16 protein-coding genes are annotated in these 22,441 nt (G+C 46.3%); 12 read left to right on the forward strand and 4 right to left on the reverse strand.

The features are described 5' to 3' along the window. Positions 1-14 precede the first annotated feature (14 nt). The 8 genes from GY843_RS16245 to GY843_RS16280 all read left to right on the forward strand — a co-directional run bounded on the left by GY843_RS16245 (position 15) and on the right by GY843_RS16280 (position 11,162). The gene (locus tag GY843_RS16245; protein WP_297311122.1) at positions 15-1,331 is read left to right on the forward strand and encodes a cytochrome c3 family protein; all 1,317 of its coding nucleotides are present in this window, start codon (positions 15-17) and stop codon (positions 1,329-1,331) included. 41 nt (positions 1,332-1,372) lie between these two features. Continuing rightward, positions 1,373-1,954, forward strand: coding sequence for a DUF3365 domain-containing protein (locus GY843_RS16250; protein ID WP_297311123.1), 582 nt, complete (start codon positions 1,373-1,375; stop codon positions 1,952-1,954). 6 nt (positions 1,955-1,960) lie between these two features. Then, entirely contained in the window at positions 1,961-2,311 is a 351-nt protein-coding gene (locus GY843_RS16255) for a c-type cytochrome (protein WP_297311124.1), read from the forward strand. A gap of 10 nt (positions 2,312-2,321) precedes the next feature. Then, a complete protein-coding gene (locus GY843_RS16260; protein WP_297311125.1) occupies positions 2,322-3,128 on the forward strand; it encodes a group 1 truncated hemoglobin in 807 nt (268 codons plus the stop codon). Positions 3,129-3,138: 10 nt separating this feature from the next. Further along, entirely contained in the window at positions 3,139-4,101 is a 963-nt protein-coding gene (locus tag GY843_RS16265) for a 2Fe-2S iron-sulfur cluster-binding protein (RefSeq protein WP_297311126.1), read from the forward strand. A gap of 341 nt (positions 4,102-4,442) precedes the next feature. Beyond that, positions 4,443-5,468, forward strand: coding sequence for an ABC transporter substrate-binding protein (locus GY843_RS16270; protein WP_297311127.1), 1,026 nt, complete (start codon positions 4,443-4,445; stop codon positions 5,466-5,468). A 2-nt stretch (positions 5,469-5,470) separates the two neighbouring features. After that, on the forward strand, positions 5,471-10,267 hold the full coding sequence (locus GY843_RS16275) for a response regulator (protein ID WP_297311128.1): 4,797 nt from the start codon (positions 5,471-5,473) through the stop codon (positions 10,265-10,267). A gap of 10 nt (positions 10,268-10,277) precedes the next feature. After that, on the forward strand, positions 10,278-11,162 hold the full coding sequence (locus tag GY843_RS16280) for a diguanylate cyclase (protein WP_297311129.1): 885 nt from the start codon (positions 10,278-10,280) through the stop codon (positions 11,160-11,162). A gap of 16 nt (positions 11,163-11,178) precedes the next feature. Here GY843_RS16280 and GY843_RS16285 read toward each other — a convergent pair whose 3' ends face one another. Genes GY843_RS16285 through GY843_RS16295 form a run of 3 tightly spaced genes read right to left on the reverse strand, consistent with a single transcriptional unit; the run spans position 11,179 to position 16,532 of the window. Next, positions 11,179-13,167 (reverse strand): ATP-binding protein, encoded by a 1,989-nt coding sequence (locus GY843_RS16285; RefSeq protein WP_297311130.1) that lies wholly within the window; start codon positions 13,165-13,167, stop codon positions 11,179-11,181. Then, the gene (locus tag GY843_RS16290) at positions 13,167-14,279 is read right to left on the reverse strand and encodes an ABC transporter substrate-binding protein (RefSeq protein WP_297311131.1); all 1,113 of its coding nucleotides are present in this window, start codon (positions 14,277-14,279) and stop codon (positions 13,167-13,169) included. The genes GY843_RS16285 and GY843_RS16290 overlap by 1 nt, the downstream gene beginning before the upstream one ends. Before the next feature lie 21 nt (positions 14,280-14,300). Next, positions 14,301-16,532: an EAL domain-containing protein gene (locus tag GY843_RS16295; RefSeq protein WP_297311132.1), complete on the reverse strand. Its 2,232-nt coding sequence runs from the start codon at positions 16,530-16,532 to the stop codon at positions 14,301-14,303. A 277-nt stretch (positions 16,533-16,809) separates the two neighbouring features. Here GY843_RS16295 and GY843_RS16300 point away from each other — a divergent pair, with 277 nt between their 5' ends. The 3 genes from GY843_RS16300 to GY843_RS16310 are packed head-to-tail and all read left to right on the forward strand — an operon-like array spanning position 16,810 to position 20,658. Continuing rightward, the gene (locus tag GY843_RS16300) at positions 16,810-17,667 is read left to right on the forward strand and encodes a mannosyl-3-phosphoglycerate phosphatase (RefSeq protein ID WP_297311133.1); all 858 of its coding nucleotides are present in this window, start codon (positions 16,810-16,812) and stop codon (positions 17,665-17,667) included. Positions 17,668-17,677: 10 nt separating this feature from the next. Further along, complete coding sequence (locus GY843_RS16305; protein WP_297311134.1) at positions 17,678-18,904, forward strand: glycosyl transferase; 1,227 nt, start codon at positions 17,678-17,680, stop codon at positions 18,902-18,904. Next, positions 18,901-20,658, forward strand: coding sequence for a sugar phosphorylase (locus tag GY843_RS16310; protein WP_297311135.1), 1,758 nt, complete (start codon positions 18,901-18,903; stop codon positions 20,656-20,658). The genes GY843_RS16305 and GY843_RS16310 overlap by 4 nt, the downstream gene beginning before the upstream one ends. Before the next feature lie 60 nt (positions 20,659-20,718). Here GY843_RS16310 and GY843_RS16315 read toward each other — a convergent pair whose 3' ends face one another. After that, complete coding sequence (locus GY843_RS16315) at positions 20,719-21,726, reverse strand: HDOD domain-containing protein (protein WP_297311136.1); 1,008 nt, start codon at positions 21,724-21,726, stop codon at positions 20,719-20,721. An 84-nt stretch (positions 21,727-21,810) separates the two neighbouring features. Here GY843_RS16315 and GY843_RS16320 point away from each other — a divergent pair, with 84 nt between their 5' ends. Then, complete coding sequence (locus GY843_RS16320) at positions 21,811-22,410, forward strand: acyl carrier protein phosphodiesterase (protein ID WP_297311138.1); 600 nt, start codon at positions 21,811-21,813, stop codon at positions 22,408-22,410. Positions 22,411-22,441: the final 31 nt, after the last annotated feature.

Consider the following 22,441-nt stretch of genomic DNA (forward strand, 5'->3'; position numbering starts at 1 on the left):
CCGGAGCGATATGTATGAGTCGTAAATTGTCTATCTGGTTGGTTTGGTTGTTACTGTGCTTTTCATTGGTAGCTTTCTTTGGCTATCAGATGTTTATGCAGGAACAGAAACCGGATTTCTTAATTGGTGATGCGACACATGGCCATCATCAAATAGAACTGAGTTGTGCTACCTGTCACACAGAACCTTTCGGCGGTGAAGAGGTTATTCATGATGCTTGCCTTGGTTGTCACCAAGAAGAGTTAAAGGCTGCTCACGACTCGCATCCGATCAAGAAATTTACCGATCCTCGTAATGCTGACCGTCTGGAAAAAATCAATGCGGTCAGTTGTGTTGCCTGTCACGGCGAGCATAAGCAGGACCGGACATTTTCTATGGGTGTCACCCTGCCCGAAGACTTCTGCTACGAGTGTCATGCAGAGATAGCAGAGGAACGTCCAAGCCATGAAGGCATGGGTTTCGATACCTGTGCTTCCGCAGGCTGCCACAACTACCACGATAACCGTGCACTTTATGAAGCCTTCCTGTTGAAGAACAGCGAGGGGCCGATGGTCAAAGCGATTGCTCAGGTTCTTGAGCGTTCAGGGACAAAAGCTATTGAGCGTAAGGCGGGCCTGAGTATTGATCAGGCAGATGCGCCAACGGCAAGCCCTGAGCATCTTAAAGAGTGGAGTTTGAGTGGCCATGCTGCAGCAGGTGTGAACTGCACCAGTTGTCATGCGCCGAATGGCCTGCCTTGGCAAGATGATCCCGGTCTGGAGGCTTGTAGTAGCTGTCACCAGAACGAAGAAAAAGGATTCCTACTGGGTAAGCACGGTATGAAACTGGCGGAAGGGCTTGGCAAGATGTCGCCAGAGAAGGGTAGAGCTGTATTCCATGGGGATGCTGATCTCACCGGTCTGGACTGTGCTAGCTGTCACGATGCACATAATCCTGCTCCTCAGCTTGCAGCAGTAGAAGCCTGTACCAGCTGTCATAACGATACTCACACGCAGAGCTATGCCGCATCGCCTCATGCCACGCTATGGAAGAAAGAGCAAAGCGGAGAGCTGCCTAGTGGGAGTGGTGTGAGCTGCGCGACCTGTCATATGCCACGTGAAGAACATAAAGAATTCGGTCAGGTTGAAGTGCGTGTTCAGCACAACCAAAGCATGAACTTGCGCCCGAACGAGAAGATGGTGCGTGATGTATGTATGAGTTGCCACTCTCTCTCTTTCAGTCTTGATTCACTGGCTGATCCAGAACTAATTCAGAACAACTTTAAAGGTCTTCCTGTTCAGCATATTCCATCTATTGAGATGGCGCTGAAACGGGAGGCCGAGAAAAAATAAACAAGATTCACTTATGAGCAATTGATGAACGGGGAATTACTATGCTGAAAAAACTAACGCTGGCTGCGGCCATAGCAGCAACAACTGTAGCTATTACAGGTTGTCAGGAAGAAGCTAAATCTGTGGGTATCGACCCAAGTAAACACACAGATGCACTGTTCGCAGTCATGAATGCAGATCGTACTAATTATACGAAGCTGATCGTAGGCCGTTTGGGACCTAAGGGGGCTGATGCTGTTCTTCCAGTCGAACATTGGAAAGATGTTGATAATGGCGTACCTCTACCAGCTCAGATGTTCCGTGCTGGTTACGAAGCAGTTTCAGAAGTAACTGACGATTTCACTTACTCCCTTCAGTCAATCTGGCCAATCAACTCTCAAAACGCACCACGTACTCCAATGGAGAAAGAAGGCCTGGAATACGTTGCTAAGAACCTGGGTAAAAACTTCTACGGCACTGAAACACTGGGTGGCAAAGAGTACTTCACTGCAGTTTATGCAGACGTAGCTTCCGTTAAAGCATGTGTAACTTGCCACAACGGCCATAAAGACAGCCCTAAGACTGACTTCAAAATGGGCGACGTGATGGGCGGTGTAGTGATTCGTGTTCCTCTAGGGGGCTAATCATTGATGTTTAACGGTGCTCTGATGTCGCTGTTCACCCTGGTACTCATTTCATTTGCTGTATCAGGGTGCAATTCAGACGACACAACAACCAGTTCGCTATCTCCTGAATTGGAGAAGGGTAAACAGATTGTTGAGGGCCGATGCTTTGCGTGTCATGCGCAAAGTATCAATGGTGCTCCAATCGTTGGTAACAAAAAGATGTGGCAGAAACGTGCGACTCAGGGCAAAGCAGTTCTAGTCGAACATGCCATTAATGGATTTGGGCTAATGCCTGCTAAAGGTGGTTTTGATGATTTATCTGATGAAGAGATCAGCTTTGCAGTAGGTTACATGCTCTCTCAAGTAGGACAGTGAGGAACAGATTATGGGTTGTTTTTTTAGCAAGTTAAAAGGGCTGTTTGGTGGTAGCGGTAAGTGCAAAGCCTCTTTGTATGAGCGACTAGGCGGCGAAGCAGCAGTAGATGCTGCTGTGGATATTTTTTATCGCAAAGTTCTGGTGGATGACCGTATCAGTCATTACTTCGACGATGTGGATATGGATGGGCAAGCAGCTAAGCAGAAGGCCTTTCTGACCATGGTTTTCGGTGGACCAAACAATTACACCGGTGAAGATATGCGCGAAGGCCACAAACACCTGAAAGGCCTGAATGACACACATTTTGATGCAGTAGTAGAGAATTTAGCAGCAACACTTACGGAATTGGGTGTTGGTGATGAGGATATTGGTGAGATCGCAGGCATTGCAGAGAGCGTGCGTGATGATGTTTTAAATCGCCCTAAGGAAGGCGTGAGCGAAGTAGAAGAGGAAAAAGAGATGAGTTTGTATGAGCGTATTGGTGGTGAAGCAGCTGTAGATGCAGCAGTAGATATTTTCTATCGCAAAGTGCTGGCAGATGATCGTATCAGCCACTACTTCGATGATGTTGATATGGATGGACAGGCAGCTAAACAGAAAGCCTTCCTGACCATGGTTTTCGGTGGCCCACACAGCTATACCGGCATGGATATGCGTGAAGGTCATAAACACTTGAAAGGTCTGAATGACACGCACTTTGATGCTGTACTGGAAAATCTGGCAGCAACTCTGACTGAACTGGGTGTGCCTGCATCAGATATTGAAGAGATTGCGGCAATTGGTAACAGCGTACGTGACGACGTACTAAACCGATAAGGGAATCACTATGGTAAGCGTCAGATTTGAAGAGGTGGATGTAACGGTTAAGGAAGGGACTACCCTGTTGGAAGCCTTACTGGATGCCGGTCATGACATTCCCAACTCATGTCGTGCCGGCGCTTGTCAGTGCTGCATGTTGCAGGCGACAGAAGGAACGCCACCTGCTGCAGCCCAAAATGGACTTAAGGAAACGCAGAAGCAACAAGGTTACTTTCTTGCCTGTCGTTGTGAGCCTGAAACGCCGATCACTGTCCAGCGAGGTGCAGAAGCGCAAAAGGTTTCCGCGGTACTTGTTAGTAAACAGTTGCTAACCCCTAGTGTATTGCAATTAAGGCTTAATGCTGAGCTTGATTATCTCCCAGGCCAGTACGTAAACCTGATGCGACACGACGGGTTATGTCGTTCATATTCCATTGCTAGTGTCCCTGGTGTAGATGATTACGTAGAGCTCCAGTTACGCATCTTCCCGGATGGACAATTTAGCCAGTGGGCAATGAATGACTTTGTTGTAGGTGAAGCTATAGAGATGCAGGGGCCTTTTGGTGACTGCTTCTACACAGAATCAGACCTGACGCAGCCAGTACTTATGGCAGCAACAGGTACAGGCTTGGCTCCGTTATACGGTATTGTACGAGATGCTCTAAAACGCGGTCATTCGGGAGAAATTCAACTATTTGCCGGAGCAAAAAATGCCGAGGGATTATATCTGGTAGATGAGTTGAATACTTTGGCAGAGACCTATCCGAATTTAACGTATACGCCTGTTACTCTGGAAGAGGGTAGTTTGCCTGCGGGCTGTGAAGTGGGTGATCTGAATGCTGTTGTTAAAAGCAAAGTATCAGACACCAAAGGCTACAGGGCTTACTTCTGTGGTTCCGAAGAGCGAGTGAAGAAGCTACGCAAACAGACCTTCCTCGCAGGGGCTAATATGCAGGATATCTTCTGCGATCTGTTTACTCCCTCGAGTTAGAAACTCCACCCTTACTCTTCTGACTCATGCAAAGCCGACTTTTGTCGGCTTTTTTTCGTCTTATTCTCGGAGCAAACTGAAAGACCGTTTGGTTTGCTGTCAGTTTTTTTAAAGAATTTATAGGCTTATTGGAATTTTGGGGCTTTAAATAGCTTTATTGCCAACCCAAAAAAATAATTACAACTACACTAAATATTCAGTGTTATGTGTTTAGGAGTCGCATAGAGGTGGTATCGGTTTTTAGGGGATCATTTTTTCAACCCGCAAGCAGTGTTTTAAAACGTCTCATGCTTGTATTGATAAGTTTGTTGTTCTCCTCTTCGGTATATTCTAAGCAGGTTGTGAACGCTCTCTATATTCCTCTGGCAGATCACTATGCCGCATTAGTGGCATACGAACGTTATGGACAACAGATGAAGCATGCGGATTTTCAAATTGAACAGATGAAAAGCTGGGATCTGTTAAGGGCTAAATTTCAGGCCGGTTTAGCAGATATGGCTTATGTAATGAGCCCACTGGCGATGCAGATGTACATGGATCAACCCGATTTCCGATGGATCGGATTGATGCACAGGGATGGCAATGCGCTGGCGATAAACGAGTTGCTTAGGAAACGGATTAAACTCCCCGCTGATCGTTCTGAGCGTAAACCTGATGCTTCTGTTGCAGACGCTTTGCGACAGGCTCATCAGGATACAGGCCAATCTACTGAAATCGGAATGCCTCATCTCCAGTCAACGCATACTGTAGTGCTTTATCGTTACCTTAAGGAACATGGCCTGAGTCTGGGTTTACAACCTGATAGCAGGAATGAGGTTTTGGCGATATCCGTTGCACCACCGAGATCACCTGTTTTTATTAAAGGACAAAGTAACAGGGCCCGTGCCGCAGCCTTCCAGCAGTCCCTGCCTTGGGCAGATATAGTGGAGGCCCGTGGGTTTGGCCATGTCGCCTGGTACTCGAAGGATGTAATGCCATGGCCCAGCGGCCATGTTGAGTGTATTACGCTTGCGACTGACAAGGCGATTGCCGAGAAAGAAGCAGCTCTTCGTGAAGTAATGCACTACATCCACGAAGCAGGAGCAGACATTGAGATGGCTCGGTGGCAGGGGGGTGAAGCGATGCAGGAAATTGTGTCGATAGTACGTAAACATATCCCCGCACATTCAAAGGCTGCCATTATTGCCAGCCTGGATCCCCGCTTAAAGGTTATTAACTATCTGAACCTGAACGTGGATAAGGCCGGTCTTAAACAGATAATGGACTACGCAGTTGAAGGAAATATCTTGAAACGAACCATTGATATAGATGAATTTGCAGATACTCGTTTCTCGGTTGAAATGCTGAACAGTGGACAGGTGCAGTAAATATGAATAAGGATTCGACATTGACGGCAAGGGAGAAGCTATCAAGGCCCTTCAAATTCAAGTCACTTAACCTGCAATTGTTGCTCTGGTTTCTGCTGCTTGCATTAGTACCCCTTACCCTTGTTTCATGGCTAAGTTATCAACAAGCGGAGAAAAGCCTTCTGCACGCTGCAGAAGACCGCTTGCAGCAGTCAGCGGTGATGACAGATCAGTTTATCCGCAACTGGTTCGATTACCGCTGGATGGATCTGCGTCGACAGTCCGAAGCACGTAATACCATTTTAATGCTGGAATCTCTTAATCAGGGTTTTAATGAAAGAGGGGGAGCAGTAGAAGAGTATGTGGGCAGTTTTGATTGGGTGAATAGAACCTCTGTTTACCAGGCTGATTTCCTCACTCTTCAACGGCGCTACGATTACATTCAGGATGTGCTGTTGCTGGACATGCAGGGAAATGTCCTCTTTAGCGTCGCTAAAGGTGAGGACCTGGGAACAAACTTGTTGGAGGGGCAACATAGAAGTAGTGAGTATGCCAATGCTGTACTTAGATCGATCCGTACCGGCGAGGAGCGTTTTTCCGGTTTTATAAAGGATAAGAGTTCAAATCTTAAATTAACGGGCTTTATGGTTGCCCCAATCATCGATTACAACGGTGATTGGCAGGGAGTGTTTGTTTTCCAACTTAAGTTAGATCGTATTCTAGGTTTGTTGAGCACGGACAGTGAGCAGTCATTTGTTCACTACCTTATAGGTCTCGATGGAAAGCTGCGGACCCCTATTAATAATAATTGGGATGAGGTACTGGAAAAGCCGATACAAACCGAAGCTTATTTAGATTTCGTGGAAAAGCATGCTTCATATCAGGATCTAACACCCCCTGCACTGCAATATATCGGACCCTACGGTAAAGAGGTTTTGGGTGTTAACTACGTTATTCAGATCGGTAATGTGAAATGGGCGTTGGTTAGCGAACTTGACTATGATGTTGCTTTATCTGCTGCGCATTGGTTAGGAAGGATCACACTGATATTTACGTTGCTCACGGTCATGGTGGTGTTACTGCTGTCACTTTGGGTTGCAAGAAGAATAACTGATCCTATTACAGCTTTGGCTACGACAAGCCTAAAAGTAGCGGAGGGGGAAACCAGTCAGCGGGTTGATGTTAAATCTGCAGATGAAATTGGTCAGTTGGCCGAAGCGTTTAACCACATGCTGGAAAAACGTAAAGCCCACGAAATGGAACTTCAGTTTAGTAGCATCCAGGCCAATGAGGCTTTATTGGAACTGGAAGAGCAGAAGTTTGCTTTGGATCAGCACTCCATTGTGGCGATTACTGATGTCCAGGGAACGATCACTTACGCTAACGATAAGTTCTCCCAGATCAGTGGTTACTCCCGTGAAGAACTGATTGGACAGAATCACCGGTTGCTTAACTCAGGATATCACCCGCGTGAGTTCTTCATAGAGATGTACCGTAAAATTTCTGCTGGTCATGTTTGGAACGCAGAAGTTTGTAACCGTGCTAAGAATGGCAGTATTTACTGGGTTGATACCACTGTAGTGCCTTTTACAAATAAGGAGGGCAAACCGGTCAGTTATATCGCTATCCGCAGTGATATAACGAAACGAAAGCAGATTGAATTGGAAGTTCAGGAAGCACTGAGCCTCCAAGAGTCGATACTGGAATCTACAGATAATGGCATTCTGGTAACTCGTCTGGACGGCGCGATTATTCGATATAACAAACGTTTTGCCGACCTGTGGGGGTTCCCAGAACTCTACAATGAAAACTCCCGTGTGTTGGGGCCTATAGCCAGGCAGTTAGTGAACCCCGATGAATTTGTGCCTAGCATCAAGGCTCTTCTCAGCAGTGAAAGCAAGCGTGATTATGTAACGTTAAGTCTGAAAGACGGGCGTACCTATGAACAGGCCTCATTACCGATGTATGTGGCGGGAGAAAATGTTGGACGAGTCTGGAGCTTCCGGGATATCTCTAAACGAATTAAAGCGGAAAAAGAGATTATCCAGGCTCGTGATCTGGCAGAGGGGATGCAAGAGCAACTGGTTGATGCCAAACGTCGTACCGAGCTGGCGGTTGAGTCTTCCGGCATGGGAATATGGGAGTGGGATCTACAGACCAATCAGCTGGATTGGGATGAGCGGATGCATGAAATCTACGAAACCCCGGCAGCAATTATCCAGCAGAATTTGAACTTTGAACACTGGCGTAACTGTGTTCATCCTGAGGATATGGCAGCGGCAGAAGCTTCTCTGCAGCGTTCGGTTGAGTTAAAAAAAGAGTGGCGTTATCAGTTCAGGCTGCTACTACCGGGTGACAAAATTAAATACGTCAAAGCCACTGCAGCAGTGTTACTTGATGAGCAGGGTAATGCTCTAAAAATGATTGGTAGTAACCAGGATATTACCGTAGAAAGAGCGATGCAGCGTCGTCTGGTCGCTCTTAAAGAGGAAGCCGAGCTGGCAAATACGGCAAAAAGTGAATTCCTAGCCAACATGAGCCATGAGATCCGAACGCCTATGAATGGTGTATTAGGTATGTTGGGACTGCTTTTGAATACACCATTGGATGATGTGCAGCGACATCGTGCGGTTATTGCACAGAGTAGTGCCAATGCATTGCTGACCTTGATCAACGATATTCTGGACTTCTCCAAGGTCGATGCCGGTAAGTTGGAGTTGGAGAACATCGAATTCAACCTGCGGGGGATGCTGGGCGAATTTGCTGAAGCGATGGCACTACAAGCTCAGGATAAGGGGCTTGAGCTTATTCTGGATCTGACCGGAGTTGAGCAGTCTGAAGTTAAAGGTGATCCAGGACGTCTGCGCCAAATTTTGACCAATTTGGTTGGGAATGCAGTTAAATTTACAGAACAGGGCGAGGTTCTGATTCGTGCGGTATTGGAGCCATCTGCCAACCATAAGCTGCAGTTTACCTGCTCTGTTATCGATACGGGTATGGGTATACCAGATGAGAAACAGCCAGATCTGTTTGATTCATTCAGTCAGGTTGATGCTTCCACTACGCGCCAGTTTGGTGGTACTGGGTTAGGGCTCGCTATCAGCAAAAAGCTCAGTGAGCTTATGGGCGGAAGTATCAGCGTCCAGAGTAAGGTTGGAGAAGGTAGTTGTTTCGAGTTCAGCATCCTGTTGGAACCAAGTGCACATTCGACAGCGGTGCTACCAAGTGTAGAGCTCAGTGAGTTAAATCTACTGGTGGTGGATGATAATGCTACTAATCGGGAGGTGCTGACGGCCCAGCTGCGGTTATGGGGAGCAAATGTATTTGAGGCTGATGGTGGAGAAACAGCACTGCAAGAGTGTGAACGGCATTACGGTGACACCGGGCGAAGCTTTGATGTGATCTTCTTGGATATGCAGATGCCTGAGATGACTGGGGCTACGTTGGGACAGAACATTAAAATAGATGAACGTTTCCAAAACTCAAAATTGGTAATGATGACCTCTATGGCACATAGGGGAGATGCTCAGCGTTTTGCTGATCTGGGCTTCAGTGCATATTTCCCGAAACCTGCCACTACTTCAGATATTTTTGATGCTTTGCAGGTGGTAATGGATGGTGGTGAGGCATACCAAAAAGCCCAGCCATTGGTTACTCAACACAATCTTAAAGAGCTCCGCTTTGAGTCAGAATCTCAATCTACTGCTGTTCCTGAGAGCGGAACTAAAATTCTGGTGGTAGAGGACAACCAGGTTAACCAAATGGTGATTACCGGTGTATTGCAGGAGCTAGGTTTTGCCGCGGAGGTTGCGGGTAACGGGGTTGAAGCCGTTGAAAAACTGCAGCACTCAGTTCCTGAAAACAGATACAGCCTGATACTGATGGATTGTCAGATGCCTGAGATGGACGGTTATGAAGCGACCCGATGGATCAGATCAGGCAAAGCGGAGCAGAGTAATATCTCAATACCTATTATTGCGATGACGGCCAATGCGATGGCGGGGGATAGAGAGAAATGTATTGCAGCGGGTATGGATGACTATCTTAGCAAGCCGGTAGTGCCCGAAGAGCTGAATCGTAAGTTAGAACGATGGCTTGATATTCAGTCGTCCGATGTTACAACAGACATCTCCAGTGAACAGGCCCTTTCTGATGTCCCTGCGGAACCAGAGTTAAACACAGAACTGCAGACCAGCACTATCGCAGAGATAATGTCTGAGGATACTTTGCCTATTTGGGATCGTCAGGACGCGATCTCAAGAATTATGGGAAAAGAAGAATTATTGGCCTCTCTGCTAGATATTTACTTTGCTGATGTTGACCCGCTTCTTCAGCAGATTGGGCCCGCGGTGGAACAAAAGAATTGGGCAGAAGTTGGACGCCTTGTACATGCTCTCAAAGGGATGGCGGCAAACCTATCTGCTATGCAGTTGCATCAGATATCTGTAACTCTGGAAAAAGCCGCTAAAGCGGATGACGAGGCAGAGGTTATTAGGTTGCTGCCCGACTTTATGCAGGCAGCTGAGTTAGTTAATACTGAATTTACCCAGTATCTGGCTGAGAAGCAGAACACCGAAGTAGAGTCATTAAGTAAAGAAAAGATGACTGAAATGCTAATCCAGATTGCCAAAGCAGTAATTGAAAAGAGTTATATAGATACCTCCGACTTTGATGCTTTATGGAGTTGTGATGCATCTGCTGAACTTACTGAACACCTGAGTGCTTTGCAAAGTAGTATTGGAGCATTTAACTATAGCCGGGCGCTGGATAGCTTGAAGAAACTGGAACAAATCATGGATCTCGATCTGCAACTGTCCTGAGGAGTTTGGTGTGAGTGAAACCGCAAAACCTGTAGTGCTGATCGTTGATGATGCACCTTCAAATATTCAGGTATTAGCTGCGTGCCTGAAAGAGCATTATCAGATTAAAGTTGCTACCTCTGGCGAAGATTGTCTCGGCTTTATTGCTCATGGCCCTAAGCCTGATCTGATTCTTCTCGATATTGAGATGCCGGGGATGGATGGCTATCAAGTTTGTCAGCGAATTCAGCAGGACTCGCAGAGTAGTGATATCCCAGTGATTTTTGTAACGGCACGGGACGAGGATCGTAACGAAGAGATGGGCTTGCAGCTTGGAGCGGTTGATTACATAGCTAAACCGGTCAAACCCGCGATTGTGTTGGCTAGGGTAAATACACATATCACTCTGAAAAAACAACGGGATATGTTACGTGAAATTGCCCTAAGAGATCAGCTTACAGGCTTGTATAACCGCCATTATCTACTGGAAGCTGCTGCTCAGAAAATTGCTGAATCACGCCGACATAGTTCCCCGGTAAGTCTGCTCATAATGGATATTGATCATTTTAAGCAAGTTAATGATCAGCAAGGGCATCTCATTGGAGACTCTGTACTGAAGCATGTTGCTACGGAATTGGCTGATCAGTGTCGTCGGGAGGATATTGCAGCCCGCTTTGGTGGTGAAGAATTTGTTATGTTGCTCTGCCAGTGTGACTTAAACGCTTCGAAACAAAAGGCAGAGCAACTTCGCTTGGCGCTGGAGCAACTGAAGCCGGAGGGGTTATTAGTCACTGTAAGTATTGGTGTAACCCAGTTACAGAACAGTGATAGTAATATTGATCAGTTGATAGAACGGGCAGACCAAGCCCTTTATAAGGCAAAAGAACAGGGCCGAAACAGGGTTGAATCGTTCTAGAAGCAGCGCTTCAAGGCTAGGATGCCTGTTCATCTTCAGGATATATTCCGTTTTCTTCCTCCTCCGGTTTAGTGACTTCACAAGGCATTCTTATTTGCATTGAGGTTCCTTGCCCCGGTTCGCTACTGACAGTGATAGTACCCTGAAGAAGATTATTCACAAGGTTGTGTACGATATGTAGGCCTATGCCGCTGCCCCCTTGGCCCAGCTTTGTAGTGAAAAACGGATCAAAGATAGAGGTTTGTTTATCTAGAGGAATACCCAGGCCATCATCCTCTACCGTCAGAAGAACCTGATATCCGTCGATGCGTGCTGCATTAATATTGATAGTGCCGGATTGGTTATCAGGGAACCCGTGGACGAGTGCGTTTTGAACCAGGTTGGTTATGATCTGGGCTAATGCACCGGGGAAACTATCCATCTTGATACTTTCCTCAACTGTCAGATTGACCTGTACCCGGGTTTTTTTCAGCATAGGGATCAGAGTAATAAGGATCTCATCCAGCAACTGTTTTAGTATGAAAGGGCGTTGACTAGAGCTTGATTGATCCACAGCTACCTGCTTAAAGCTTCTAATCAGTTCCGATGCCCGCTCCAGGTTGCGCATCAGAATCTGATTCCCTGATTCTGTTTCAGCGATAAAGGTATCAAAATCGGATTTTTTAAGTTTGTTGTCATGTAGCAGTTGGCCGACCCTTTGTGAATTTTCAGCCAGCGTGCTACTAGCCATCATGCTGTTGCCAATCGGTGTATTCAGCTCGTGTGAGAGCCCCGCAACCAGCGCCCCCAAGGCGGCTAGTTTTTCCGATTGAATTAGCTCGTCCTGCGTAATCTTAAGGTTGTGTAGAGCATGATGTAATTCGGTATTGGTTTGACGTAGGTCCTCTGTGCGTTCTTCAACCCGATGTTCCAGTTCTGCGTTCAACTGACAGATCTCTTGCTCACGTTTATTGATCGCTTGACTGGTGACTTTCAGGCTTTCTCCAAGCCAGTTTAACTCACGTATGCGAGAGGCTTTTGGATCTATCATGTACACCCCCTCGGCTAATGCTTGCGCCAGTTTAGTATTATGGCTAAAGCCTGAAATGAACTCTTTTGACAGCAGTGAACCGGTAACACCTGCGGCAAGCATACCGATCAGCACAGCGACAAGAAGTATCTGATTTATTGCACTCTGTTCCGCTTCAATTTGTAATCGGTCCTGAGCGGCGATCACCATCCAGTTCAACTCGGGAATAATGGCAGCAGTCCCAAAAAGGTCATCTTCCTGAAACTGAAGCGGCAGGCTAACGTTGTCTCCGGAATCAGTTCTTTTGACCAGCTCATAGTCACTGAGGTTGAGCTGCTGCAGACTATATTCCAGGTTAGGGTGGGCGATCAGTTGACGTCCTTTGTCCAGGATCATTACCGTCACGTCATATTCGGCTGCCAAGTTAAAAACCAGTTTGGGCAGTTCGTCAACAGATATCTCACCGATAATCACGCCGTCTAACAGTGGTTGAGCATAAGCAACTGATAAGCGCCCGCTCACAGCTGAGAGGAATGTTTCGGTCCATACTCCCCGGCCAACTGAGCGAGCTTGTTTGTAGCGTTCGGAGTAACTCAGATCAAGACCAAGGAAATTGGGGCGAAGATACTGTTGATAATCAGGCAATCCGATATGTTCGATTTTGCCCTTCTCATCTGTCAGATAGATCGCTTCAAAATAACTTTGATTGCTAGCATAGAGGTCTAGCAGCTCTTCTATGCTCTCATCTGGGAAGTTAGTTTGAATAGAAAAAGAGGCTAACACTTGCATGTCAGTGGCAGCATTATCTAGATAGGCTTTAACTTGTCCAGAGATAGAGGTGGCCAGAGCTTTTTGGTCCAGACTGTGGGTTTGCTCAATTTTGGGTAGTAAAAAAATCAGGGAAAGAACCCCAACAACCAACAGTGGAATTATCGCCACTAAAGCAAACTGAGAGGAAAGAAATAAGCGTAAGGGCCAGGCTTTTTGTGTGTTCATTACTCACCCATTACAACAAATTGTCCATTCTTTATCTGGGTCATATAAGTGATACTTTGTGTATCACCAAAGCGATCCATAGCCACAACCCCTTGGACGCCTTGAAAATTATTCAGAGCGAGTAAGCTTTGTTTCAATGAATGGCCGCTCTTTCTCTGCTTAAGAGCTGCCATCACCATTGTTGCGGAGTTATAGCAGTACATGGCAGGGAAGCCAGGTTCTTGCTGAAAACGCTGTAGATACTCATTTTTGAATTTAATGAATCTCGGAGTTTCACTTTCCCTGTTAATGTATTGGGCAACATAAAGGCCCTCTACATAACTGCCGCCCAGCTCGATAAGCCTTTCTGTACCCGCCCACTCTGCTGCAAGCATTACTAGATTTGGTTTGATCTGTTTCAACTGTTTATTCAGCAGAGCGGCATCAACTGAGTTCATAACAAGCACTACCGCTTCAGGAGAGGTTCCAATAATACTGTCAGCCAGACTGGAGAAATCAGTATCGTTGCTCGATGCGAATGTTTCAGAGATAACTTTTTTTGAAGCGTTTTTTGTGAACTCCGAGTTGAAGCCATTGGCCCAATCACGGGTGTATGCTTCATTACCGAGATCAATCACAATTGTTAGTTGAGATACTTCCGGGTGTTTATTCGTTAGAAGTTTAGCCGCTTTTGCCGAATGAGAATTGATGGCAGATAAGGGCCTTAGAAAATAATCATCGAGGGCGGTCAGTTTGTCCGTTGTGACGGTGCAGGCCATCATCACCGTTTCAGCTTTATTCATCTGATCGACAGTTGCCATCGCCATAGCGCTGGTCATGGGGCCAATCACTGCATCAACATTGGCGTTGAGTAGTTCAGATATCCCTTTTTTAGCAACCTCTGGGTTTTGTTGATCATCTTTGAGAATTACTTCAATGGGATGGCCATCGATCCCTCCCCGTTTATTTTGTTGTTCTACAGCCAATAGGAAACCATTGCGACCGGCGATGCCTAGGTCAGCAACCCGGCCGGATGTGCCTCCAATAAATCCGATCTTTATCGGTTCGGGATCGGAGCAACCGATCAGCAGTAGTAGACCACTTAGCAAAACCAATCGGAGGGATAATCTCATCACTAATCAACCTACTTATGCTTATCTGCGTGTATGTTGAAGCAACCACTGTTCCAGTTGTTCCAGCTCCATCGGTCGGCAAAAAAAGTAGCCTTGAGCCTGAAAACAGTTAAGGTCTTTCAGGCATTGTGTCTGCTCCTCTGTTTCTACGCCTTCTGCAATAACGGACATCTGCAGGCTACGTCCCAGATTAATGATCATCTCAGGAATGTAAGTGGTACTTGTTGGATCAATCATCTTGTCGATGAATGATTTATCGATCTTCAGACGATCGAACGGAAGTTTTTCCAGGTAACTGAGACAGGAGAAACCGGTGCCGAAGTCATCAATGGCTACCTTGACTCCGAGATTATGTAACTCATGTAAAATTTCCCGGACATTTTCCGTTTCCATCATGGCAACCGATTCAGTGACTTCAAACTCAACTTGCCCCGATTTTATTGGACTTGCTGCAAGGCAGCTTTGGACCATCTTCAGGAAGTTGGGGTGCCTGAACTGGACTGCAGAGATGTTTACTCCCATCTGCAGACCTAGCTGAAAGCGTTTTTCGAGAGTCGTTAGATCTTGTAGTGCGGTTTTAATTGCCCATTCACCCAGAGGCACAATCAGACCAGAGCTCTCTGCAACAGGGATAAACTGATCGGGCGGAATCATACTGTTATTTTTAGTGCGCCAGCGCATTAGGGCTTCAACGCCTATGATTTTTCCGCTCTGTAAGTCTATCTGAGGTTGGTATGCGAGAAACAGTTCTTGGTCGGTATGGGCTTTTCGCAAACCCTGCAGCAATAACATTCGCTGATGGGTTTCTTCCTCTATTTCTCGCGTATATTCAATGCAATCCCCACGTACAATATCTTTAGCGCGTTTTAGCGCGATGTTGGCACGTTTGATGGCATTGTTACCGCTAATATTTGCATCCTGTAAGACATAGTATCCCTGTGTGATCGAGATCATCTGTTCATTGCCAAACAGTTCGAAGGGCTGTGACAGGATTCGGTCGATTAGTTCAGGGGTCAGGACCTGAGTCGGCCCCATTAGACCGAATGTATCGCCGGAAAGTCGACTGGTAAATACTTCAGCTGGCAGATCCTGGATCAGTCGTTGGGCAACCAGCCTGAGTAGCTCATCACCAGATTCAGCCCCAAGGGTGTCGTTGATGCCACTGAAGTGATCGATATCTACCAGAATAATGATCAGGTTTTTAAATTCCTCCTCCATCACCTCATCGATATGTTTGGCGAAAGAAACCCGGTTAGGGATATCAAGCAGTGAGTCGTAATATGCGTAGTTATGTAAACGGTCGAGAATGGTGACATTATCCAGACAGATTGCGATGTTACTGCAAAACACTTCAAGCAGCTGTTGTTCTGTCTCTTCCAGGGAGCGTTGGATATCCAGGTAGAGCAACATATCGTCGCCATAGCCATTGGGAAAATACAGGGTACAGGCATTATCGCTCTGACTGTTCGCCTGGCGTGAAATGGAGTCAACCAGAAGTTCACGGACCTGTGTATTCTGAACTTTAGATACCTGGGTATTAATGCTGTTTTGTAGCTGATCTGATGCTGCAACTACAACAAAATCTTCAGGAGCATAGGTTAGCTGAGCTTCTTTATTCTTGTTACGAAAGCAGATCAACCCCTCGGCGGGAATGCCTAATACAGCTGCAAGCTGAGTGATTATACCGTTCGCCAGCTCTTGAATACCGTGCATTGACATAAGTTCACTGGATGCACGAACTATCACTTCAAGGCCTTTTTTACTAGTGGTGATTGTGGCGAGTTGTGAGTAAGAGCGAAGTGCACTGGTGACGCAGGTAAACAGCCCGGTTCGGGTTAAATCAGCTTTGTTTTTGTAATCATTAATATCGTACTGCTGGATTACCTCCATCTCTGGGGCATAACCCGGTTGACCAGTACGCAGAACTATCCGGATATTGCTTAACTCTAACTCTTCGCGGATGGTTCTTACCAGATCCAAACCAGCACGATCATTTTCCATCACCACATCGAGGAGTATGACAGCGATCTCTGGTTCATCCTGAAGTATCTGAGTGGCTTCAGCTGCTGAATATGCATGAAGAAACTCAAGAGGGCGATGCATAAAACTCAGTCCCTTCAGACTAAAGCTGGTTGCATGATGTACCTCTCCATCATCATCAACAATGAGGATTTTCCAAGGCTTTGAACTTATGACTTGTGCTTCCGAATCCTCAGGATCTTCTTCGGCAAAGAAAACGAGTTCGTCCGACATCCTCTATCCTCTTTGAGTCTAATCTGCAACGGGCGAACTAAGGAGAAGATTGCCCAAAACATTCTTAAGTATATGCACGGATTTAATTTTTTCTTGGAGGAATGAAAAAAACTTTAAGGAGCTTGAGCAATAAACCGGCATGGTTTCTGCTCTGGTCAGTAAGAGTGCCTCGTCTTGGCTGTATTCGGGGATTAGAGGATTCTTAAAGTACGCTTTTGGTGCAATCTCACTATGTATAGGCAGAGATTGCATCATTCTGGGCGTTATGGTGGCGTATATGCACCAAAAAATTCTGATCTATAGTGATTTGGATGGTTCGTTACTGGATCACTTTAGCTATAGCTTTGCTCCAGCTCAGTCCCTGCTTGGTCAGTTAGAACAGCTTAAGATCCCTGTGATTCCTGTAACAAGTAAAACCCGTGCAGAGCTATTACCGTTGCGTCAGGCTTTGGGCAACCGTCATCCGTTTATTATTGAAAACGGTGCAGCGGTTTTTATCCCTCATCACTACTTTCCTTCTCCTCCAGCGCAATGTGAACAGTACAAAGGTTATTACTGCCACCGCTTCTCGCAGCCAAGATCTGTCTGGCAAGCACTCCTACAACAGCAAACTACTGAATTTGGCGGTGAGTTTGTCTCTTTTACGGATATGGGATGCGAGGGAATTGTTGAAGTAACAGGCTTAAGTGAAGAGTCAGCGCGACTTGCTAATCAGCGTGATTATAGCGAACCGGTTCTCTGGCAAGGCTCGCAGGAGCGTAAACAACAATTCATTGCCTGTTTACAGTTGGCCGGAGCGACAGTGCTACAGGGTGGCCGCTTTTTACACGTGACGGGCGAGTGTGACAAAGGTTTGGCTCTGACATGGCTGACAGAAGTGTATCGTCATTATCATCCCGATTCGGAATTTCTAACCCTGGCCGCTGGGGATAGTGGCAATGATATTGCCATGTTGGAAGCTGCTGATAAAGCGCTGTTGATTAAGTCCCCGGTGCATGAATCTCCCGTGGTCAATAACAACTGTTGCTACCACTCTAGGAATTACGGGCCTGAAGGCTGGGTAGAAGGTGTTGAACATCTGACAGGTATCACCGTCCCCACCACTTCAATCTCTAACATTACCAGAAACGATTAAAGGATTTGTTATGGCTGATTTTTATCAAAATGGCATTATCACTACTTTGCACAATCTATCTGATCGTCCTCTGGATGAGCTGGAAGCTGAGTTATGTCTCTTTAGCCAGAAGCGTCCTTTGGCATTAATACTGCCTTCACTGTTCTCTGAGCTGGAAGGGCCAGCACTTGGCCCTATCATTGATGAAATCTGCAAAGTCCCTTATCTGAATGAGATTGTAATTGGCCTGGACCGGGCGGATGAAGAGCAGTTCAGGTTTGCTAAGGAGTTCTTTGGAAAATTACCTCAGCATCATCGCATTCTGTGGAACGATGGACCACGCCTGCGAGCATTGGACGCTGAGCTGCAAGAGTTGGAGCTAGCACCTAAAGAGCCGGGTAAAGGGCGTAATGTCTGGTATTGCATGGGCTATATTTTGGCATCGGGCCGTGCTGAATCCGTTGCGCTTCACGATTGCGATATCACAACCTACACACGGGAGTTACTGGCCCGTCTGATCTATCCTGTTGCCCACCCTCAGTTTAACTATGAGTTTTGCAAAGGTTTCTATGCACGTGTGGCTGAGGGCAAGATTAATGGTCGGGTTTGCCGCCTGCTAGTTACACCACTACTACGTGCGTTGAAAAGAGTTTTTGGTGAGATTGAGTATCTGCAGTTTATGGATAGCTTCCGTTATCCATTGGCGGGAGAGTTCTCCTTCCGCCGGGATGTGCTGAACGATATCCGTATCCCAAGTGACTGGGGCCTGGAGATCGGGGTCTTGTCTGAGATGCACCGTAACTATGCTAATAACCGGCTGTGTCAGGTAGATATTGCTGATCGCTATGATCACAAGCACCAAAATCTCTCTCTGGAAGATGCCAACGCGGGGCTATCAAAGATGTCTATCGATATCACCAAAGCGTTGTTCCGCAAACTGGCTACTCAGGGGCATACATTCAGCCCGGAAACTTTCCGTACATTAAAAGCAACCTACTTCCGCATAGCGTTGGATTTTATCGAAACCTATCACAATGATGCGCTGATGAATGGCCTGAAGCTGGATATCCATAGTGAAGAGGAAGCGGTGGAGATGTTTGCCCGCAACATTATGACGGCAGGTGAGCAGTTCCTGACCCATCCGATGGAGACTCCTTTTATTCCGAGTTGGAACCGGGTAGCGAGTGCCATGCCGGATGTTTTTGAACGATTAATGGAAGCTGTGGAGCTGGATAACAAGGAGTACGGTGCACTGTGATTGAACACCGGGACACGAGCGAAGCGGCGGAACAGCTGCATTTTCAGGTAAAGAGTCATCTGGATCTGGTGTACCTAACCGATAAGGTAAACACTGACCTGCTTGCGTTGGAACTGATCGACCTGATGCGGCTGGAGACTGTTGCTGAACAACCTATCCCACATCAGAACCACTGGGATCAGGCGGATATGATTATGATCACCTATGGCGATTGTCTGCATCATCCATCCGAGTCAGCTCTGACTACTTTATATAACTTTCTGCACGAGCAGTGTGTTGGTTTGATTAATGGCGTACATATTCTGCCATTTTTTCCCTACAGCTCTGATGATGGTTTTGCTGTCAGTGACTTCTACGCTGTTCGTGAGAGCGCGGGTAGTTGGCAGGATATTCGTCAGATCTCCAATGAATTTCGCTTGATGTCCGACCTGGTAATTAACCACTGTTCTGGTGAAGGGGAGTGGTTCCAGAATTTCATCAGAGGCGAAGGAAAGGGGCGTGATTATTTCTTTACTGCCAGTCCAGAAGATGATCTGAGTGAGGTCATAAGGCCACGTACCAGTTCGTTACTGCGTGAGGTCGAAACGTCGCGTGGGAAACAGCATGTGTGGTGCACTTTCAGTCATGACCAGATCGATCTGGACTTCCGTAACCCGGAAGTTCTTAAGGAGTTTGTCCAGATCATCCGTCTGTATCTGGATCAGGGTGTGAATATTTTCCGTCTGGATGCAATCGCTTTCCTCTGGAAAGAGGTGGGAACCAACTGCCTGAATCTGGAACAGACCCACGAAATTGTCCGTCTGCTGCGTACTTTGATCGAATACGCCTGCCATACTGCGATGATCATTACCGAAACCAATATTCCGAGCAGAGAGAATCTTTCCTATTTTGGTAATGCCAATGAGGCGCACTGCGTTTATAACTTCTCTCTGCCCCCGCTACTACTTCATGCACTGATTACTGGGAACAGCTTCTACCTGAAACAGTGGATGATGAGTATGCCTCCAGCCCAGGATGGTACTGCTTACTTCAACTTTATTGCTTCCCATGATGGTATCGGCTTGCGGCCTGTGGAGGGGATTCTTCAAGACGAAGAGGTTGAAATGATTATCGAAACTATGCAGGAATTTGGCGGGCATGTTTCATGGCGGGCATTGGATAGCGGTGTAAATAAACCCTACGAGATCAATATTGCTTTATTTGAGGCCCTGCAGGGTACGGTAAAAGGTAAGGACCAGTGGGGAGAGCAGCGTTTCCTCTGTGCTCATCGTATCATGCTGGCATTGGAGGGGATTCCTGGAATCTATATTCAGAGTCTGCTAGGAAGCAATAATGACCATGAGCGGGTAAACATGACAGGTCATTACCGTTCCATTAATCGCCATCACTGGCAGTATGATGAGCTGGTAGAACAGTTGGAGAATGAGTGTTCGCATCATCACCGGATTTTTGAAGCGATGAAACAACTGATAGCGATCCGCACGCAACAGCCCGCTTTTCATCCGAATGCTACACAGTTTACCTTACACCTTGGCGAACAGATTTTTGGTTTCTGGCGTCAGAGTATCGACCGTCGTCAGAGTATTTTTTGTCTTAACAATATCAGTGATAAACCCGCAGAGTTATTACTGTCTGATCTTAACCTGATCAGTACCGATGAATGGTCGGATCTACTTTCCGAGAATAGATTCTCGGATCATCACGAAACGTTGATCCTGCAGCCCTATCAAAGTATTTGGCTTTCTAACGTGTAGTTAAGGGTTAAGGGTTAAGGGTTAAGGGTTAAGGGTTAAGAGGTAGCTTAAGGTTCTGTCTTAAGAGAGTTTACTGGTTAATTGCTGGTAGAGGGTTATAGGGATCTGATGGCTAGCCAGATGCAGCTGTAGCTGTTCATCATCAAGTAGTTCTTTCTGGCTCAGGAAATACAGTTCGGCACAGCTGTGGGCTACATGGAATACCTGATGCTCTGGTGACATAACATGCAGGTCGGTGTGCTTTTCTGGCTCCAGCAGTGGTTTGACCCAGTCTGGATTAAGCTGCCAATGATTAACTGCAGCTAAGGTGATTCTGTTACCGTAGAGTTCGAGTATGTACGAAAACAGTGGGGCACTGGGGTAAGTTCCCGGAGCTTCAGTTTCCATTAGCTCAATTAGCTTACGGAAAATAACCAGTTTGCCTACATCATGGATCAGTCCATTTAGATAAGCGTGAAAGGGATTAACCCCCATTTTAGGTGCATAGGTTGAGGCAAGTAGTGCTACATCGTGGGAGTGTTTCCAGATATTGGCTCCAAACACTTTGAAATAGAGAGGTTGGATTTTAAATCTGTCGGCCATCAGTGTTGATAGTACTAACTTTTTCACACCATCATTTCCTAATCGCACAACCGCTGCCGACAGGTCCTCAATATCGGCACCACTGCTTTTATAAAGAGCTGAATTAGCCTGCTGTAGAACTTTGCCCAGCAGTGCAGGATCTTCCTCAATTACACGGGTGATTTTATCTGCTGGTGTCTCTATGTCGGTCAGCATATTTAACAGATTCATTGATGCCTGAGCGAGCTTGGGGATATCGTCGGGTTGGAATGACTGCAGCTTCTTTTGAATACTGTTGATTAGCTTTTCATCAAATTGATTGGCTTGATCATTGTGGATATCGGCTTTTTCATCGAGTAGGAATGAAGTTAGTAGAACAGATAACTCTTCAGGAGAGGCAGCAGGCGAGGGAAGGGCTCGTTTAGCTACCTGAACATCAGGCGCTTGAACTTTTTTCTCTGGACTACCAAATAAGCTACGAGTTTTCTTAAATAATGACTTAAACATATCTCAGAGTTTCTGTATCAGTAACACAATCATAGAATTATGGGATGGATTATCTACTTTGCCAAATACACCTTAAGGTAATTTATGAACTATCTAGCTCATCTGTTTCTGGCGCAACCAACGGTTGAATCCCGAGTAGGAAATCTGCTTGGAGATTTTGCTCGTGGAGTGAATACAGAGCTGTTACCTGAACCTATTTTGAAAGGACTGGAAAACCACCGTCTGGTCGACCGCTATACCGATTCCCACCCTGCAGTGAAGCAACTTAAAGCGTTGGTTTCTCCTCAAAGGAGAAGATTTGCAGGCATTATGCTGGATATGGCCTTTGATCATTATCTGATTAAACATTGGGACCGTTTTAGTTCCCAGCCATTTGAGGCCAGTTGCAAGGAGTATTATCTCTCTTTGTATCAGGGGGCTGACTTGATGCCGGAAAGAATGCGCACCATAACAAGTCGAATCATCGAGCAGGATTGGTTTTCTTCCTACGCTTCAATTGAAGGCATTGGGCTTGCGTTGGACCGTATTGCTGGTCGTATTCGTTTTCAAAATGAGTTTGCAGGTTCAATTGACGAGTTATTACTATTACAGGGTCAAATTGAGCAGAGCTTCCTGAAGTTTTTTCCAGAGTTAATTGGCAATGTTGCAATGCAGAAAATAGAGGCTGGCAACCTATCTTCTTAGCAACGCTAAGTGCGTTGATTTTCTTTCCTTA

This window comes from Neptuniibacter sp. (genome assembly GCF_024231755.1).
Classification (GTDB): Bacteria; Pseudomonadota; Gammaproteobacteria; order Pseudomonadales; family Balneatricaceae; genus Neptuniibacter.

What these genes read in the sequence shown, in the direction of transcription:
- GY843_RS16265 (WP_297311126.1), top strand. Translation starts at nt 3,139, where the DNA reads ATGGTAAGCGTCAGATTTGAAGAGGTGGATGTAACGGTTAAGGAAGGG.
- GY843_RS16250 (WP_297311123.1), top strand. Translation starts at nt 1,373, where the DNA reads ATGCTGAAAAAACTAACGCTGGCTGCGGCCATAGCAGCAACAACTGTA.
- GY843_RS16275 (WP_297311128.1), top strand. Translation starts at nt 5,471, where the DNA reads ATGAATAAGGATTCGACATTGACGGCAAGGGAGAAGCTATCAAGGCCC.
- GY843_RS16260 (WP_297311125.1), top strand. Translation starts at nt 2,322, where the DNA reads ATGGGTTGTTTTTTTAGCAAGTTAAAAGGGCTGTTTGGTGGTAGCGGT.
- GY843_RS16255 (WP_297311124.1), top strand. Translation starts at nt 1,961, where the DNA reads ATGTTTAACGGTGCTCTGATGTCGCTGTTCACCCTGGTACTCATTTCA.
- GY843_RS16245 (WP_297311122.1), top strand. Translation starts at nt 15, where the DNA reads ATGAGTCGTAAATTGTCTATCTGGTTGGTTTGGTTGTTACTGTGCTTT.
- GY843_RS16285 (WP_297311130.1), bottom strand. Translation starts at nt 13,167, where the DNA reads ATGAACACACAAAAAGCCTGGCCCTTACGCTTATTTCTTTCCTCTCAG.
- GY843_RS16320 (WP_297311138.1), top strand. Translation starts at nt 21,811, where the DNA reads ATGAACTATCTAGCTCATCTGTTTCTGGCGCAACCAACGGTTGAATCC.
- GY843_RS16300 (WP_297311133.1), top strand. Translation starts at nt 16,810, where the DNA reads ATGCACCAAAAAATTCTGATCTATAGTGATTTGGATGGTTCGTTACTG.
- GY843_RS16305 (WP_297311134.1), top strand. Translation starts at nt 17,678, where the DNA reads ATGGCTGATTTTTATCAAAATGGCATTATCACTACTTTGCACAATCTA.
- GY843_RS16295 (WP_297311132.1), bottom strand. Translation starts at nt 16,532, where the DNA reads ATGTCGGACGAACTCGTTTTCTTTGCCGAAGAAGATCCTGAGGATTCG.
- GY843_RS16290 (WP_297311131.1), bottom strand. Translation starts at nt 14,279, where the DNA reads ATGAGATTATCCCTCCGATTGGTTTTGCTAAGTGGTCTACTACTGCTG.
- GY843_RS16315 (WP_297311136.1), bottom strand. Translation starts at nt 21,726, where the DNA reads ATGTTTAAGTCATTATTTAAGAAAACTCGTAGCTTATTTGGTAGTCCA.